This window comes from Streptomyces sp. NBC_00659, from assembly GCF_036226925.1.
Taxonomy (GTDB): domain Bacteria; phylum Actinomycetota; class Actinomycetes; order Streptomycetales; family Streptomycetaceae; genus Streptomyces.
Genome location: NZ_CP109031.1, coordinates 7,868,720 through 7,882,804 on the forward strand (window position 1 = coordinate 7,868,720; position 14,085 = coordinate 7,882,804).

Consider the following 14,085-nt stretch of genomic DNA (forward strand, 5'->3'; position numbering starts at 1 on the left):
GAGAGTATTGCCGGTGGGTGGGCCTGGCCAGCGGAACCGGCCCGCGCTGCTGGTGCAGCTCGCGGTGTCGATCATGCTGGGGCGACGAACCTGCTGGAGGCCGAGCGGCTCCAGCTCCGTCACCGGCCGTTGTTCGGTCCGCCCGCCTCGGACTCCACCGCCCGCCGGACCCTGGCCGCACTCGACGAGACGACGCTGGGGCAGGTGGCGAAGGCCCGCCGTCGGGTGCGCCGGCATGTGTGGTCCCGGCTGCACCTGCGGCCCGGGGACGTTCCCTGGCTGACGGTTGCCGGGCCGGCGTCTGACGGGCTGGATCGTCATCGACCTCGACGCCACGATCATCACCGCCGCCTCGAAGAAGGAGCTCGCGGCGGTCACGTTCAAGAAGACCTTCAGGTTCCATCCGTTGGTGGCCTGGTGCGCGAACACCGGAGAGTCCCTGGCCATGGAGCTGCGGCCGGGCGATGCCGGCGCGAACACGGTCGCCGATCACGTCCGCTTCCTGGTGTCCGCACTGGAACAGATACCTGACTCCTCCCACGCCGAAATCCTCGTCCGGGTCGACGGCGCGGGCGCCACCCACGGCCTGCTGAAGCACCTCGAAGCCCTCAACACCGCACGTCGGAAGGTGCGTTACGCGGTGGGCTGGAAGATGACCGATGCCGACGGGACAGCGATCGCCAGGTTCCCGGAGCGGGCATGGGAGACCTCGCTGAAGCAGAACGGCGAGACGCAGGAGGGCTACTTCGTCGCGGAGCTGACCGGCCTGAACATCCACGATGGATGGCCGCAGGGGATGCGGCTGATCGTCCGCCGGGTGCAGCCCTCAAGGCGGCAGTTCGCGAAGCTGACCGCCTCGTCGCCCTCCACGACGTCGATCACCTCGCCGCCGCCGAGCCGGACACCATGCGCTTCCGGCTCTACCACCCGCCTGCCTGACGAAACCCGCCCGCGGCCGATGGCTGCGGATCGAGTCCACCTGGCCCTGGGCCACCGCGTTCACCACCGCCCGGACCCGCCTCTCCATCTCCCGGCTGCCACCTGGCGGCGCCAAAATACCGCCCCGACGAAGACCAGGAAGAAGGACGACCAGTAGCGCCCCGGGCCCGTGGAAGCCGGCGCACCCGCAGCGTCACGCGAAGGCCCGCCTCGAAGGCCAGAGATCATTACGGGCGCACCTCGATCGGGCCGAGTTCACGCCACTCGTGAAGAATCGAGGTCAGCTGTGGACTAATAGCTACGACAGCGAGGTGAGGGTTTAACGCCCCGTGCCGAGAGTGTTTTTACCGCAGCGAGCAGAATGGAATTCTGTAGCACACACAGGCCAGTATGGCATGCTACTGTCGATCTCAGTTGCAGTCTTGGTTCCCAAATTTCAAGCGCCTCCAACGGTACTTTCAGCCGGTGGAGCGTTTTTGTATTTCCGGTCATTCCGGGAGGGTGTCATCGCGGCGACCCGGTATCCGCACATTGCGGGTCCCGGCGTACTGCCCAAAGGAGATATGACATGGCGTCTGGCACCGTGAAGTGGTTCAACGCGGCGAAGGGTTTCGGATTCATCGAACAGGACGACGGAGGCGCCGACGTGTTCGCCCACTTCTCGAACATCGCCTCCCAGGGCTTCCGTGAATTGCTCGAAGGTCAGAAGGTCACCTTCGACATCGCGCCGAGCCAGAAGGGCCCGACGGCTGAGAACATCGTTCCCGTCTGACGCCGACGCGCACTCTGCAGCGGGGGCCCGCACCTTTCGGGGTGCGCGCACCCCGCTGCGGGCATTTACCGTAGTGCCCGCGTCCTTGGATAATGCCTGCGGGCGATGGGTCCCCAAAGCTGCACCCGTCTGAAGCCCTGGATTTTGCGTCCATATGATGCCACTTTTTTCATCGCCTGCATATGTACCAGATTCACTGCAGGCCAGATTTTCTTTCGCATTCCATTCGGCCCGTTCTTGTTGTTCCCACACTGTTCTTGCGCTGCGGGAATTCCTTGATACGCGCCTATCAAGGAAGGTTCGGAATGAATCCTGCACCTACGGACGACCACTCCTCTCGCAGCCGGACCGGCGCCCCCGCTATTGGCTCCGGCGCAGGTTCGGGCCGGGGCAGTCGCTTCGGCTCGCTCGCCCCGAGTAATGGGAAACTGATGAGCATGGATATTCGTCGCAGGAACAACGTCACCGTCACCGGCCGTGCGGACGGGCCGGTGCTCCTGCTGGCGCACGGGTTCGGCTGTGACCAGAACATGTGGCGTCTGGTGGTCCCCATGCTGGCCGTGGACTTCCGGGTGGTGCTGTTCGACTACGTGGGCTCCGGCCGCTCGGACCCTTCGGCCTGGAGCGAGCGTCGCTACAGCTCGTTGGAGGGCTATGCCCTTGATGTGCTGGAGGTCTGTGAGGAGTTGGACCTGAGGGATGTGATCTTCGTGGGGCATTCGGTCAGTGCCATGGTCGGGGTGCTCGCGGCGGCGAAGGCGCCGCAGCGGTTCTCCCATCTGGTGATGGTGGCTCCCTCGCCCCGCTACATCGACGAGGACGGGTACCGGGGCGGTTTCAGCGCGGACGACATCGATGAGCTGCTGGATTCGCTGGAGTCGAACTATCTGGGTTGGTCCGCTGCGATGGCTCCAGTGATCATGGGGAACGCGGACCGGCCGGAACTCGGCCAGGAGCTGACCACCTCGTTCTGCGCGACCGACCCGGACATGGCCCGGGTCTTCGCGCGCACGACGTTCCTGTCCGACAGCCGCGCCGACCTCAAGACGGTCGCGATGCCGACGCTGGTGCTGGAATGCAGGCAGGACGTGATCGCCCCCCGCGAGGTCGGTGCCTTCGTCAACGACGCGATCCCGGGCAGCCGCCTGGTCACGCTGGAAGCGACGGGGCACTGCCCGCAGCTGAGCGCACCGCAGGCCACCGCTCAAGCGATAACCGACTTCATCGGTGCTGCCGGATGATGTGCCGCACCGGCCATGACCCGGGTGAGGAGCCGGACGTGGGTGCCACGGACGCGGCGTTCATCTCGCTGCTGGAGGACAGTGCCGAGGAGCTGTACGAGCAGGCGCCGTGCGGCTACCTGTCGACACTGATGGACGGCACCATCGCGAAGATCAACACCACGTTGCTTGACTGGCTCGGCCTGTCCGGGACCGAGGTGGTGGGCCGGATGCGGTTCGCCGATCTGCTCACAGTGGGCGGGAAGCTCTACCACGAGACGCACTTCGCCCCGTTGTTGCAGATGAAGGGCGAGGTCAGCGGTATCGCCCTGGACATCAAAGCCGCCGGAAAACAGCGGATGCCGGTGCTGGTCACATCGAAGGTGAAGACCAGCGACGACGGCGAGCCGCTGCTGATCCGCACCACCGTCTTCGACGCCCGCGACCGCCGCGCCTACGAGACCGAGCTGCTGCGCGGCCGCCAGGCGGCGGAGGAAGCACGCCGGCAGGCGGAGGCCGACCGCGAACGGCTCCAGGAAGCCCTCGCCGTCCTCCAGCAGAACCTGCTGCCCGCCGAACTGCCCAAGGTCCCGGGCCTGGAAGCCGCCTCCTACTACCACACCGCCTCCCCGGACCTGCTCGGCGGAGACTTCTACGACCTGTTCCCCCTCGACACGGACCGGTGGGCGTTCTTCCTCGGCGACGTCTGCGGCAAAGGCCCCCAGGCCGCCGCGGTCACCTCACTGACCCGCTACACACTGCGGGCCGCCGCCCTGCACGACCCCGACCCCGTCACCGTCCTGAGCACCCTGAACACCGTGCTGCACGAGCGGTACACCAGCGGCGACACCCGCTACTGCACCGCCATATTCGGCGTCCTCAACCCCGCCGACGACCACGTCAGCGTGCACCTGGCCTCCGGCGGCCACCCCTCCGCACTGATCCAGCACGCGGATGGCACCGCGGACTATCTGCCCACCCCCGGCGGCATGCTCGTCGGCGTCCTGCCCGGCGCACAGTTCGAAACCGCGCGCACCCAGCTCTTTCCCGGCGACACCCTGCTGCTCTACACCGACGGCCTGACCGAGGCCCGCACCGGGCCCGATCGCGAGCTGTACGGCGAGGACGCCCTGCGCGCCTTCACCACCGCCCAGCCCGCTGCGGGACCGCAGGCCCTGATCACCGCCCTGACCGGGCTCCTCACCGGGTTCGGTGACGGCCTCGACGACGACACCGCGCTGCTCGCCCTCGGCGTGCCCGCCCCGCTGCCCACCCCCGCGAGTGAAGACCTGAGATGAGCCCGCTGACGATCACCTCCCGAGACGCCGCCACCGGTCCCGTACTGGAGATCACCGGTGACCTCGACTACGAGAGCGCCCCAGATCTCCGCAAGACCCTCGACAGTCTCACCCTGACCGGCGGCCAACTGCTGGTCCTGGATCTGGCCGGCCTGGAATTCTGCGACTCCAGCGGAATCACCACTCTGTTGGCCGCCCGCAACCTGGCCACCGAACTGGGCGGCGGCATGGCCCTGGCCGCGGTCCCCGCCAACACCGCCCGCATCCTGTCCATCATCGGTCTCGACCGGGTCTTCACCATCCACCCAGACACATCAACAGCCACCAACCCCAGTTCCACAGCCCGTTGATCAACAGGACCGCGCCGCCAGGGACTGAATCGCGCCCGTAAAAATGGAGCAACCCCGATCACCGCCCATTGCGGAGACCTCTCCGCTCCCCTGGGCACAGGCAAAGGAGCCCCATGCGCCCCGAGGGTTCCCACCAAGACGTGAACCCTCCGAGTCCGTATTGTCATTCTCGAGACAGTCTGTGGGATGCCACGGCGCGAGGACACTTCCGAACACACCGGCTACGCCTGTCTGAGCCGCCTGTCGACTGACCGGCTGCATGACCCCCTTCCGCCGCAGCCGGAAAGTAATGACCGACCGGTGCTTCCGCGCATCTGTCGCTTCCTTCTGCCTTTGGGGTGCGGAGTTGCCGTAGACACCAGTCGAGCGGAAACCGACCCGTCGCGGACGTGACGCTCGTTTGACACTCCGGACGAATGGAAGCGGCTCCTCGGTGCCCATAAACCATGTCTGACCTGCTGGTTCTCGCAGGGTGGGCTTCGGCGATATCTTCCCGATGACCTCATCATGTGGAGTGTGTTGCCACACCGGCCTCCCGAGGCGGCTGCTGACTCCCGTGCCAGACCTCGATACCCCAGGGACCGGAACCGGGGACCGTGCTGCCGTGCTGTGGCTCAGGCGTCGATGGCACGACGCCTGACCGCGGAATCCACCCCGAGCTGGCGCGGCACCTGAACCAACCCCAACCAGGCAATCCGGGATGAAACAACAGGAGAAAGCGTCCTCTCAACTACCTTTCACCTGCCGAGTTCGAACGGCAGTACCAGCAAGAACGTGGACTTGCCCTCGCGGCATTGGGATCACCTCACCCGTCCGGGACACCGTCAGTAGGCACCGTGCCGACGCAGGGAGCGCGGTCGGCCGTCGGGATCGGCGATGACCCGGTAGAGCGGGTCGGTCAGGGCGCGCGTGATGCGGGACAGGCGCGGCGGGTGGTAGGTGCGCAGCCGTCCCGACGGTCGCGGACCGTGGCGGCCGTCGTCGTGCCACGCGTCCAGAGCGGCGGCCGAGTCGGCGTAGGCCGCAAAGGCGTGGCCCGGTTCGCAGAGTGCAGCCGCTTCCCCGTCCCCGTCGCGGTCAAGGTGTTCGAGATTCAACGACAACCGCAGCTCGCGCGCGAAGACGCGGGCGCCGTCACCCAGGCCGCCGGGGTCCATCGGTTCACGGGAGTCACGGGTCTCGTCGAGGACAGCGCAGCTGAGTTCCGAATCGTGCGTCCAGGAGCGCCGGTTGACGTTGTCGGACCCGACCGAGGCCCAGGCATCGTCGATGACACAGACCTTGGCATGGACGTACACGGGTGTCCCGGCGTGATTCTCCAGGCTGTAGACGGCCACCCGGTCGCCGCCGGCCCGTCGCAGGACTTCCAGGGCGCGGATCCGGCCCAGCAGGTTCATCGGTGTGCTGATCCGCCCCTCCTGGTCCGGCAGTGGCGGCAGGACGGCGATCATCCGCAGTCCCGGATGATCCGCGAGAGCCTGGGCGAATGGCTGGACGGCACTCTCCGACCACAAGTACTGGTCCTCTAGGTAGATCAGCCGGCGTGCCCGCCGCAGGGACTTCGTGTAGGCGCGGGCGATGCTGCGTTCACCGTCGGGAGCGAACGGATAGCCCCTGAGGCGGTTCGGGTAGGTGCGCAAGATCTGGACCGTGTGGGAACCGCGCGGGCCCGGGTCGGGTTGCTGCACCGGGAGCGGATCCGCCCGCGTGTCCTCGTCCCGGAGTGCCGCCCGCAGCCGGCTGCGCGGGCTGCGACTGAGCGGAGCCGGGTCCGTCCACCGCTCACGGAACGTGGCCTCGACATCGCCGACGGCGGGCCCGCGCACCGCCAGCTGGATGTCGTGCCAGGGCGGACGGGAACCGTAGGCGTCGGCGATGGGTTGCGCCAGCGGGTCACCCTGATGAGCGGCGTCGTCCCGACGGCTGTGGCACAGATCGATCCCGCCGACGAAGGCGACGTCCCGCTCGGGCCGACCCGGGTGGCGCAGCACCACGAACTTTTGATGGTGCGAGCCGCCCGGCCGCACCCGCATGTCGAGCAGGCACTCGCCTCCCGCCTCCTCGATCTCCTCCCCCAGGTGGTAGTTCTCCTGTTCGCTGAACTGGAACCGATCCAGGTGTGAGCGCCACACCAGCCCCTTGACGACGACACCGCGGCGTGCGGCGTCGCACAACACATCGCCGATAGCGCTCTCCGGACCGTCCAGCAGCTCGTCAGGGTCACCCCGCCAGTCCGTGAACATCAACATGTCGCCGGCCCGCTGCGCCCGCACGGCCGCGAGCAGCTCGGCGAAGTACACCGCCCCGTGCACCAGGGGGCGGACGTCGTTGCCCGTGGACCACGCCGCACCGTCGGCATGACGGCGGTCCACCCGCGACGCAGGATTCCCCCGCTGAGCCGAGGTGAGCAGCCAGTCGGCGCGTTCCACGTGACAGTCCTTCCAGTCAACGGCCCTTCCGGGATCTCCTGATAGATCCGTTACCCCATGACCGCGTGACCACGCGATTCCTGCTCCGCCGGCCCTGCGAAGACCCAGCAACCAGCGGACCCACCCGACCCAGACCCGTAACGCAACGGCATTGCCTCTAAGCGCTGAGCACTTCTGATCCCGGCAGCCCGTCGGCTGCCGGGATTTGCGCTGCCGGTGCCGGCTCCGCTTTCGCGACGGATGAACAGAGGGGCTACGTCATCAGCCCGCGGCGGCACAGCGACCAAGAGAGTGCATGTCTGGGGTTCGAAGTGCTCCCCCCTGCGGCCGAACAGTGGCAACTGCGGTCACGACGCGGCGCACCGCGGACATGTGCGCTGCGTTCTGGGTGCCGGCACCGGCACCGGGCGGTCAGGCGGCCCGGATGAGCTGGGCCCGTCCGAACAGCAGGGCGTAGCCGTCGGGGAGCTGTCCGATGATCCGGGCGGACAGGTCGTCACCGGCGATGCGACCCACGGCGCCGAGGACCGATCCGGTGTCCCAACGGGTCGTCGCCGGGGTGCTGCCGGTTCGCTCAGCGAGGTCCTTCACGAAGCCCCACCCGGTCAGCGGACTGCTCGTGGTGGGCTGCGAGGAGAAGTGGCAGGCCGCTTCCTGAGGGAGGCGAGCGGCGAGTTCCATCCGCTCGGTGCCTGTCAACTGGCGGCCGAGGGCTTCGAGTACTCGGCGTACGACGCCTTCTGCGTGGCGGCGGGTGGGGTAGGCGCCGTCGTAGCGCACCTTTTCCAGCAGCTGGTCGAAGGTGACGGTTGCTGTTGGGGGAGGGGGCATGGGGGGAGAGGGAAGAGTCATGAGGGCTTCGGCTTTCCTTGCGTAACCGCCTTCTGCGGGAGAGCGGCTGTTCCGTGTGAACCCTGTTCTTCGCGGGCGTCGGTTGTCCTGCGTGGAGTGAGGGGGCCGGTGCCGCCGGGGCCCAGGCGGGATGGTGGGTGAACCGCCTGGGCCCCGGCGGCGGACGGGCGACCGGCAGATCAGCTGTCGAGTTCCTTGCGGTCGCCGGTGCTGCGGACGCTGATCTTGCGGGGCCTGGCTCGCTCGTCGATCGGGATGCGCAGCGTCAGGACGCCTGCCTCGTAGTCCGCGGCGATGCGCTCGGTGTCCAGGGTGTCGGCCAGGACGACCTGGCGGGAGAAGACACCCAGAGGCCGTTCGGACAGTTCCGTCTGGGTGCTCTCGGACCGCGGCAGGGGGCGTCGCTCCGCCTTCACGGTGAGCATGTTCCGCTCGACGTCGATGTCGAGCGCGTCGGGGTCGATGCCCGGCAGGTCGAAAGCGATGACGTACTGGTCGCCGTCTCGGTAGGCGTCCATCGGCATGGCGGAGGGGCGGGACCACGTTCCCGGACCCATCAGATGTTGGGCCAGGCGGTCGAGTTCGCGGAACGGGTCGGTGCGCATCAACACGGTAGACACCTCCAGATGAGTTCAGGCAGTTGCTGCCAATGCGCTTCACCTGACTCCGTTGTAGCATGTCATCCAAGCGACGACAAGTGAAACGTCATCCAGGGGATGACGATGGTGAAGGGGAGGGGAGAGTGAGCGACAAACTTCCGGCGCCGGACTCGTTCGCGGTGCCGGCCACGGCGCTCGAGGCCCTCGCGCAGGCCTTGCAGACCGCACAGTCCGCAAGGACCGCCACCCCCGACGATCCCCAGGGCGCCCTCGCCGCGCTGCTCCTCCTGCGGCAGGTTCGTGAGCAGCTGGCCGGCTGGGAGCCGGGACTGATCGAAGCGGCGCGGCAGGCGGGCGCGAGCTGGGCCGATCTGGCCCATCCGCTCGGCGTCTCCAGCCGCCAGGCCGCCGAACGCCGCTACCTGCGCGTGCGCCCCGGTGAAGCGGGCACCACCAAGGAACAGCGGGTGCAGGCCACCCGCGGCCGGCGCGCCGCAGACCGTTCCGTAGCTGCCTGGGCCCACGACCACGCCGCCGCACTCCGCCAGCTCGCCGGGACCATCACCGCCCTGACAGACCTACCCGACACCGCGACGAGCGCCATCACCGCTCTCCACGCCGCCCTCGGCGACAGCGACCCGGCCCAACTCCTTGGCCCCCTCTCCGATGCAGGCCCACACCTGCGCGCCGATCACCCGGCCCTGGCCGACCGCGTCACCGACATAGGCCGCCACACACACGAAACGCGCGAGAACGAACAGCGACAACGCTCGTCCCTCGAGTCGTGACCGCGTTGGGTGTCCCTCTGGACGTCTCGCAGCGGTGGATCCGGCGCCTCGGCCGGTAGGCACAAGCTGGTCCCGGACCCGCCGCCATAAGACGGCGGGGGCGGATCCGCGCAGTCGGCTGTGATCGCAACGCCTGCCGAGCGATATGCGTATTTCCGTTCTAGTTTGTCACTGTCACTGATTTTCCTATGCAAGGAGCAGGGCATGGCTGGCAAGGGCGGCATGGACAAGGCCAAAGGCAAGATGAAGGAAACGGTCGGTAAGGCCACCGGCAACGACCGGATGAAAGCCGAGGGAAAGATGGACCAGGCGGAGGGCGAGGCGAAGGAAGCCCTGGACGACGCCAAGGACTCCATGCGCGGCAAGCACGGCAAGCGCTGAAGCACGGACCGGCTCCGGTGAAAGGGCCCGCCCTCTCGGAGGGCGGGCCCTTTCACCGGAGCCGGTCCGGCATCCGGGCGCTGCGTGGTGACACTGTCGGCCTGCGGAGTCCCCGCCCGGCCTGAGAAGTCGGAGGCCTTGGCGTGAAGACGCGCGCGTAGCGGGCGGGCAGCCCTTCGGGGCTGGAGCTCGCCGAGTCGGGTGGACCGCCGACACCCGACCGGACGGAAGGCCCGATTTGGTGCGCCTTCCGGCAGCCCGCTCCCAGCCTGGGGCGGCGTCCGGACCGTTCGCTGGTCATGGGTGTACCGGGTGGGCTTGGACGAGGTCGGTCGAACTGCCGGTTATCGAGTTGTGAGAGCGTCGCGACGAGCTCGCAGTGTGCCGACTCACGCGCAAGTGAACATTTATGACTAATGGTGTGAATAGGGCGAGGTGGTCCGGGTAGTCCGTCAAAGGACTAGTGAACGGAGCGCATCGTGATCATCAAGAAGATGCATGACATGGGTATCCGCAGCGAACATGCGTACCTGGCCGCCATGGCGTCCATAGGCCTCACCGTCGTCGCCTGGGCAGGCTCCTTGAAGATAGAACCCGGCGTCGACATCGCCCGGGCCGACCGCTGGGGAATCTACATCGGCGAATGGGCCCCCACCTTCTTCGGGCTTGGCCTGGCACTCGCCCAGTACGAGCAGCAAGAGGACGCCATCGCCAGCGAGTTGTTGGCGCATCAGAGCGTCAGCTGACTCGCGGGGCGCCCAACTGCCCGGGGTGAACGGCGTTCGGTCGAACACCCACGCAGGGAAGCGGCATGCCTGCGAGCGGACCACTTTGTGCTGATCGGGGTCGAGTTCGTCTCGAAACGGTCACCGTCCAGCTCGCCGCCGAGGGAATGCGCAGGTTGGGGGAGGTTCGGCAGGTCGCCGAGTTGCAGGAGCAGTTGCGCGGGGAAGTGCTGGAAGCGGGCCGCAAGGCTATAAGCGCCGCAGCCGACCGAGGCATGAGCGCGCTGGCCGACACCCTCAGCGACCGTAGGACACGTTCAGCAACTCCTTCCACCCCAACGTCGGGAAGTCCGCGGTCCGGGTCCTGGAGGACGCCGGATTCCACATCACCATTCCGATCCGCGCCGTGTGCTGCGGCCTCACCTGGATCTCCACCGGTCAACGCGGCACCGCTGAGAGGGTGTTGCGTCGCATGCTCGACGTCATGGGGCCATGGCTGGAGGCTGGCACACCCGTCGTCGGGCTTGAACCGTCCTGCACGGCCGTCTTTCGCGCCGATGCCCCCGAGTTGATGCCCGACGACCAGGATGTGCGGCGCCTGGACGCGCGGTTCAGGACGTTCGCCGAGCAACTACTCAACCACGCACCCGAAGGCTGGCAGCCCCCGCCCCTCACCCGGGCGGCCACGGTGCAGACCCACTGCCACCAGCACGCGGTGACGAAGGACGACGCCGACCGTGAACTGATGCGGCGCGCCGGGATCGACGCGAGCGTCCTGGACGCCGGCTGCTGCGGTCTGGCCGGCAACTTCGGCTTCGAACAGGGCCATGACGACCTGTCCATGACGGTGGCGGAGCAAGGGGTGCTGCCCGCCGTACGGGACACCGCCCCCGGCGCACTGGTCCTCGCGGACGGCTTCAGCTGCCGTACCCAGATCGAACAGGACGACACCGGCAGGCGCGCCCTACATCTGGCCGAGGCACTCGCACTTGCCATGGACGGACAACACCTGCCCGCCGACCACCCCGAGAAGCTCGCCGACCGGCCCGAGGGCTCTGCCCGTGACGGCCGCCTGCTGGCCGCGGGCGCCGCAGCCTCCGCCCTTGGAGCGGCAGCGGCCGCGACCTGCTGGTTCCGCAGCCGGCCATCAGCGCGATGAGAGGAAATCCTGTGTCCATCAAGGTGTCCGACTACGTTTTCCGGCGGCTCCGCGATTGGGACGTCGACCACGTCTTCGCCTACGCCGGCGACGGCATCAACGGCCTCCTCGCGGCCTGGGGCCGATCCGACAACAAGCCGAAGTTCGTCCAGTCGCGGCACGAGGAGATGTCCGCGCTCGAGGTCGTCGGCTACGCCAAGTTCTCTGGCAAAGTCGGTGTCTGCGCGGCGACTTCGGGCCCCGGGGCGATCCATCTCCTCAACGGTCTCTACGACGCGAAGCTCGACCACGTTCCGGTCGTCGCCATCGTCGGACAGACCAACCGCAGTGCCATGGGCGGAAGTTACCAGCAGGAGGTCGACCTGCTGAGCCTCTACAAGGACGTCGCTTCCGAGTACTGCGAGATGGTGACCGTCCCCGAGCAACTGCCCAACGCCATCGACCGGGCCATGCGCACCGCATACGCCAAGCGCACCGTGACAGCAGTGATCATCCCCGCCGACGTACAGGAGTTGCCCTACTCGGAGCCGACCCACGCCTTCAAGATGGTGCCGTCCAGCCTCGGACTGACGCACTCCGCGCCGGTCCCGGCCACGTCGGACCTCGCCCGCGCCGTAGAGGTGCTGGACGCGAGCGAGAAGGTCGCGATCCTGATCGGTCAGGGCGCGCGCAGTGCCAGGGCCGAGGTGGAGGAGATCGCCGACGTGCTCGGTGCCGGGGTGGCCAAGGCACTGCTCGGCAAGGACGCGCTGCCGGACGATCTGCCGTATGTGACCGGATCGATCGGGCTGCTCGGCACCCGTCCTTCCTACGAGTTGATGCGGGACTGCGACACCCTGCTCGTCATCGGCTCCAGCTTCCCGTACACGCAGTTCCTGCCCGAGTTCGGCCAGGCCCGTGCCGTGCAGATCGACATCGACCCGTTCATGATCGGGCTGCGCTACCCCTTCGAGGTCAACCTCGTCGGTGACGCGAAGCAGACGCTCAAGGCCCTGCTGCCGCAGCTGAAGCGGAAGCAGCACGGCAAGTGGCGCAAGAAGATCGAGAAGGACACGGCCCGCTGGTGGGAGGTCATGGAGCGGCGTGCGGCCGTGGACGCGGACCCCATCAACCCCGAGTACGTGGTGCACGCGCTCGACGCACTCCTGCCGGACGACGTGATCCTGGCCGCCGACTCCGGCTCCGCCGCCAACTGGTACGCACGGCACCTGCGGATGCGCGGCGCCATGCGTGGTTCCCTGTCCGGCACGCTCGCGACCATGGGGCCGGGGGTGCCGTACGTCATCGGCGCGAAGTTCGCCCATCCCGAGCGTCCGGCGCTGGCGATCGTGGGCGACGGAGCCATGCAGATGAACGGCATGGCCGAACTCATCACCGCCGCCAAGTACTGGCCCGAGTGGCAGGACCCGCGGCTGATCATCGCCGTCCTCAACAACCAGGACCTCAACCAGGTCACCTGGGAGATGCGCGCCATGTCCGGCGCCCCGCAGTTCCTGCCCTCGCAGTCGCTCCCGGACGTGCCGTACGCCGACTTCGCCCGCTCGATCGGCCTCGGCGGGCTACGGGTGGAGAAGCCGGGAGACGTGGAGGACGCCTGGCAGCGGGCACTCGGCGCCGACCGGCCGTTCGTCATCGACTTCCGCACCGACCCCGCCGTACCGCCGATCCCGCCGCACGCCGGCCTCGACCAGATCGAGGCCGCGGCCTCCGCCGTCATCAAGGGCGACAGCGACCGGACCGGCATGATCCGGCAGGGGCTGAAGGCGAAGGTGCAGGAAATGCTCCCCGGCGGCAAGCAGCGCCAGGACAAGCCGGAGGAATGATGACCCCGCGCGCCGCCGACCACCCCTTGGGCGCCGCTGGAGACGGTGAGTTGCTGCACACCGCCGTCGACGGCGAACCGTTCGTGGACCGGGTCGAGACCGCCGTGTACACCGTCCCCACCTACACCCCGGAGGGGGACGGCACGCTGGCCTGGGACTCGACCACGATGATCGTGGTCCAGGTCAGCGGCGGCGCCACAGGACTCGGATACACCTACGGCGCGGCGGCGGCCGCCCAGGTCGTCGAGCGGTAACTCGCCGACGTCGTGACCGGCCGGTGTGTCTGGGATGTCCCCGCCGGGGCTGCCGATGTCGAGGAAAGGGGAGGCCGTGCCCTCGCCGTGCCCACCGACATGGCCGACCCCGCCCGGGTCGCGGCCGTGACCGCCGAGGAGGCGTTCGGTCCGATCGACACGCCAGCTACATCACCGCGGAAATCGTCAACGCCACAGGTGGAACACCGCTGCCCTGAACGGCCAAGGGATCCACCGGCCCGGCCCACCGCACCACCCCGACTCCCGGCGGCCCGGCCTCGCCCACCGAGGGCCGGGCAGGCCGGCTGTGATCTTGAGCATCAGCGCAGGGTGATGGAGCACCCGCCGATGACGCGTAGAGGCCGTCGTGGTGACGAGTCGCGGTCGCTCGCAGACCAGGAGCGGCACCGGGGCGATCCACAGAACCGGGCGGCGCGGACTTGCCGATCACGGGCCCGGCCACGACGACGGCGGGTGATCGGCAAGTCCGAAGATT

At 68.1% G+C, this 14,085-nt stretch carries 13 protein-coding genes and 1 pseudogene; 11 read left to right on the forward strand and 3 right to left on the reverse strand.

All coding sequences use genetic code 11. The annotated features are described in order from the left end of the window. Window positions 1-286 precede the first annotated feature (286 nt). The 5 genes from OG410_RS34385 (at window position 287) to OG410_RS34405 (ending at window position 4,579) form a co-directional block, all read left to right on the forward strand. Window positions 287-1,096 (forward strand): transposase, encoded by an 810-nt coding sequence (locus tag OG410_RS34385; protein WP_329302658.1) that lies wholly within the window; start codon window positions 287-289, stop codon window positions 1,094-1,096. Between the two features lie 411 nt (window positions 1,097-1,507). Continuing rightward, on the forward strand, window positions 1,508-1,711 hold the full coding sequence (locus OG410_RS34390) for a cold-shock protein (RefSeq protein ID WP_329302659.1): 204 nt from the start codon (window positions 1,508-1,510) through the stop codon (window positions 1,709-1,711). 437 nt (window positions 1,712-2,148) lie between these two features. After that, window positions 2,149-2,952 carry an alpha/beta fold hydrolase gene (locus OG410_RS34395; RefSeq protein ID WP_329304346.1) on the forward strand — a complete coding sequence of 268 codons (804 nt, stop codon included), beginning with the start codon at window positions 2,149-2,151 and terminating at the stop codon, window positions 2,950-2,952. Next, complete coding sequence (locus OG410_RS34400; RefSeq protein ID WP_329302660.1) at window positions 2,949-4,229, forward strand: PP2C family protein-serine/threonine phosphatase; 1,281 nt, start codon at window positions 2,949-2,951, stop codon at window positions 4,227-4,229. Before OG410_RS34395 ends, OG410_RS34400 begins: the two co-directional genes overlap by 4 nt. Then, window positions 4,226-4,579 carry an STAS domain-containing protein gene (locus tag OG410_RS34405; protein WP_329302661.1) on the forward strand — a complete coding sequence of 118 codons (354 nt, stop codon included), beginning with the start codon at window positions 4,226-4,228 and terminating at the stop codon, window positions 4,577-4,579. The genes OG410_RS34400 and OG410_RS34405 overlap by 4 nt, the downstream gene beginning before the upstream one ends. An 824-nt stretch (window positions 4,580-5,403) precedes the next feature. On the opposite strand, the gene OG410_RS34410 is transcribed toward OG410_RS34405, so the two are convergent. The 3 genes from OG410_RS34410 to OG410_RS34420 form a co-directional block, all read right to left on the reverse strand. Beyond that, window positions 5,404-7,008, reverse strand: a complete 1,605-nt coding sequence (locus OG410_RS34410; RefSeq protein ID WP_328446041.1) for a phospholipase D family protein — start codon at window positions 7,006-7,008, stop codon at window positions 5,404-5,406. A gap of 411 nt (window positions 7,009-7,419) precedes the next feature. After that, window positions 7,420-7,839 (reverse strand): DUF2267 domain-containing protein, encoded by a 420-nt coding sequence (locus tag OG410_RS34415; protein WP_329302662.1) that lies wholly within the window; start codon window positions 7,837-7,839, stop codon window positions 7,420-7,422. Window positions 7,840-8,039: 200 nt separating this feature from the next. Next, entirely contained in the window at window positions 8,040-8,471 is a 432-nt protein-coding gene (locus tag OG410_RS34420) for an Hsp20/alpha crystallin family protein (RefSeq protein WP_329302663.1), read from the reverse strand. A gap of 131 nt (window positions 8,472-8,602) precedes the next feature. Between OG410_RS34420 and OG410_RS34425 the strand changes: the two genes are divergently transcribed. From OG410_RS34425 to OG410_RS34455, 6 genes and pseudogenes are all read left to right on the forward strand, one after another. Further along, window positions 8,603-9,247 carry a type III effector protein gene (locus OG410_RS34425; RefSeq protein WP_329302664.1) on the forward strand — a complete coding sequence of 215 codons (645 nt, stop codon included), beginning with the start codon at window positions 8,603-8,605 and terminating at the stop codon, window positions 9,245-9,247. 204 nt (window positions 9,248-9,451) lie between these two features. Beyond that, on the forward strand, window positions 9,452-9,628 hold the full coding sequence (locus tag OG410_RS34430; protein ID WP_261710061.1) for a CsbD family protein: 177 nt from the start codon (window positions 9,452-9,454) through the stop codon (window positions 9,626-9,628). 479 nt (window positions 9,629-10,107) lie between these two features. Next, window positions 10,108-10,374 (forward strand): hypothetical protein, encoded by a 267-nt coding sequence (locus OG410_RS34435; RefSeq protein ID WP_329302665.1) that lies wholly within the window; start codon window positions 10,108-10,110, stop codon window positions 10,372-10,374. Window positions 10,375-10,663: 289 nt separating this feature from the next. Then, window positions 10,664-11,512: pseudogene (locus OG410_RS34445) on the forward strand ((Fe-S)-binding protein); the annotation flags it as partial. Further along, entirely contained in the window at window positions 11,509-13,335 is a 1,827-nt protein-coding gene (locus tag OG410_RS34450; protein ID WP_329302666.1) for a thiamine pyrophosphate-requiring protein, read from the forward strand. The pseudogene OG410_RS34445 and the gene OG410_RS34450, both read left to right, overlap by 4 nt. Beyond that, a complete protein-coding gene (locus tag OG410_RS34455) occupies window positions 13,332-13,589 on the forward strand; it encodes a hypothetical protein (RefSeq protein ID WP_329302667.1) in 258 nt (85 codons plus the stop codon). Before OG410_RS34450 ends, OG410_RS34455 begins: the two co-directional genes overlap by 4 nt. Window positions 13,590-14,085: the final 496 nt, after the last annotated feature.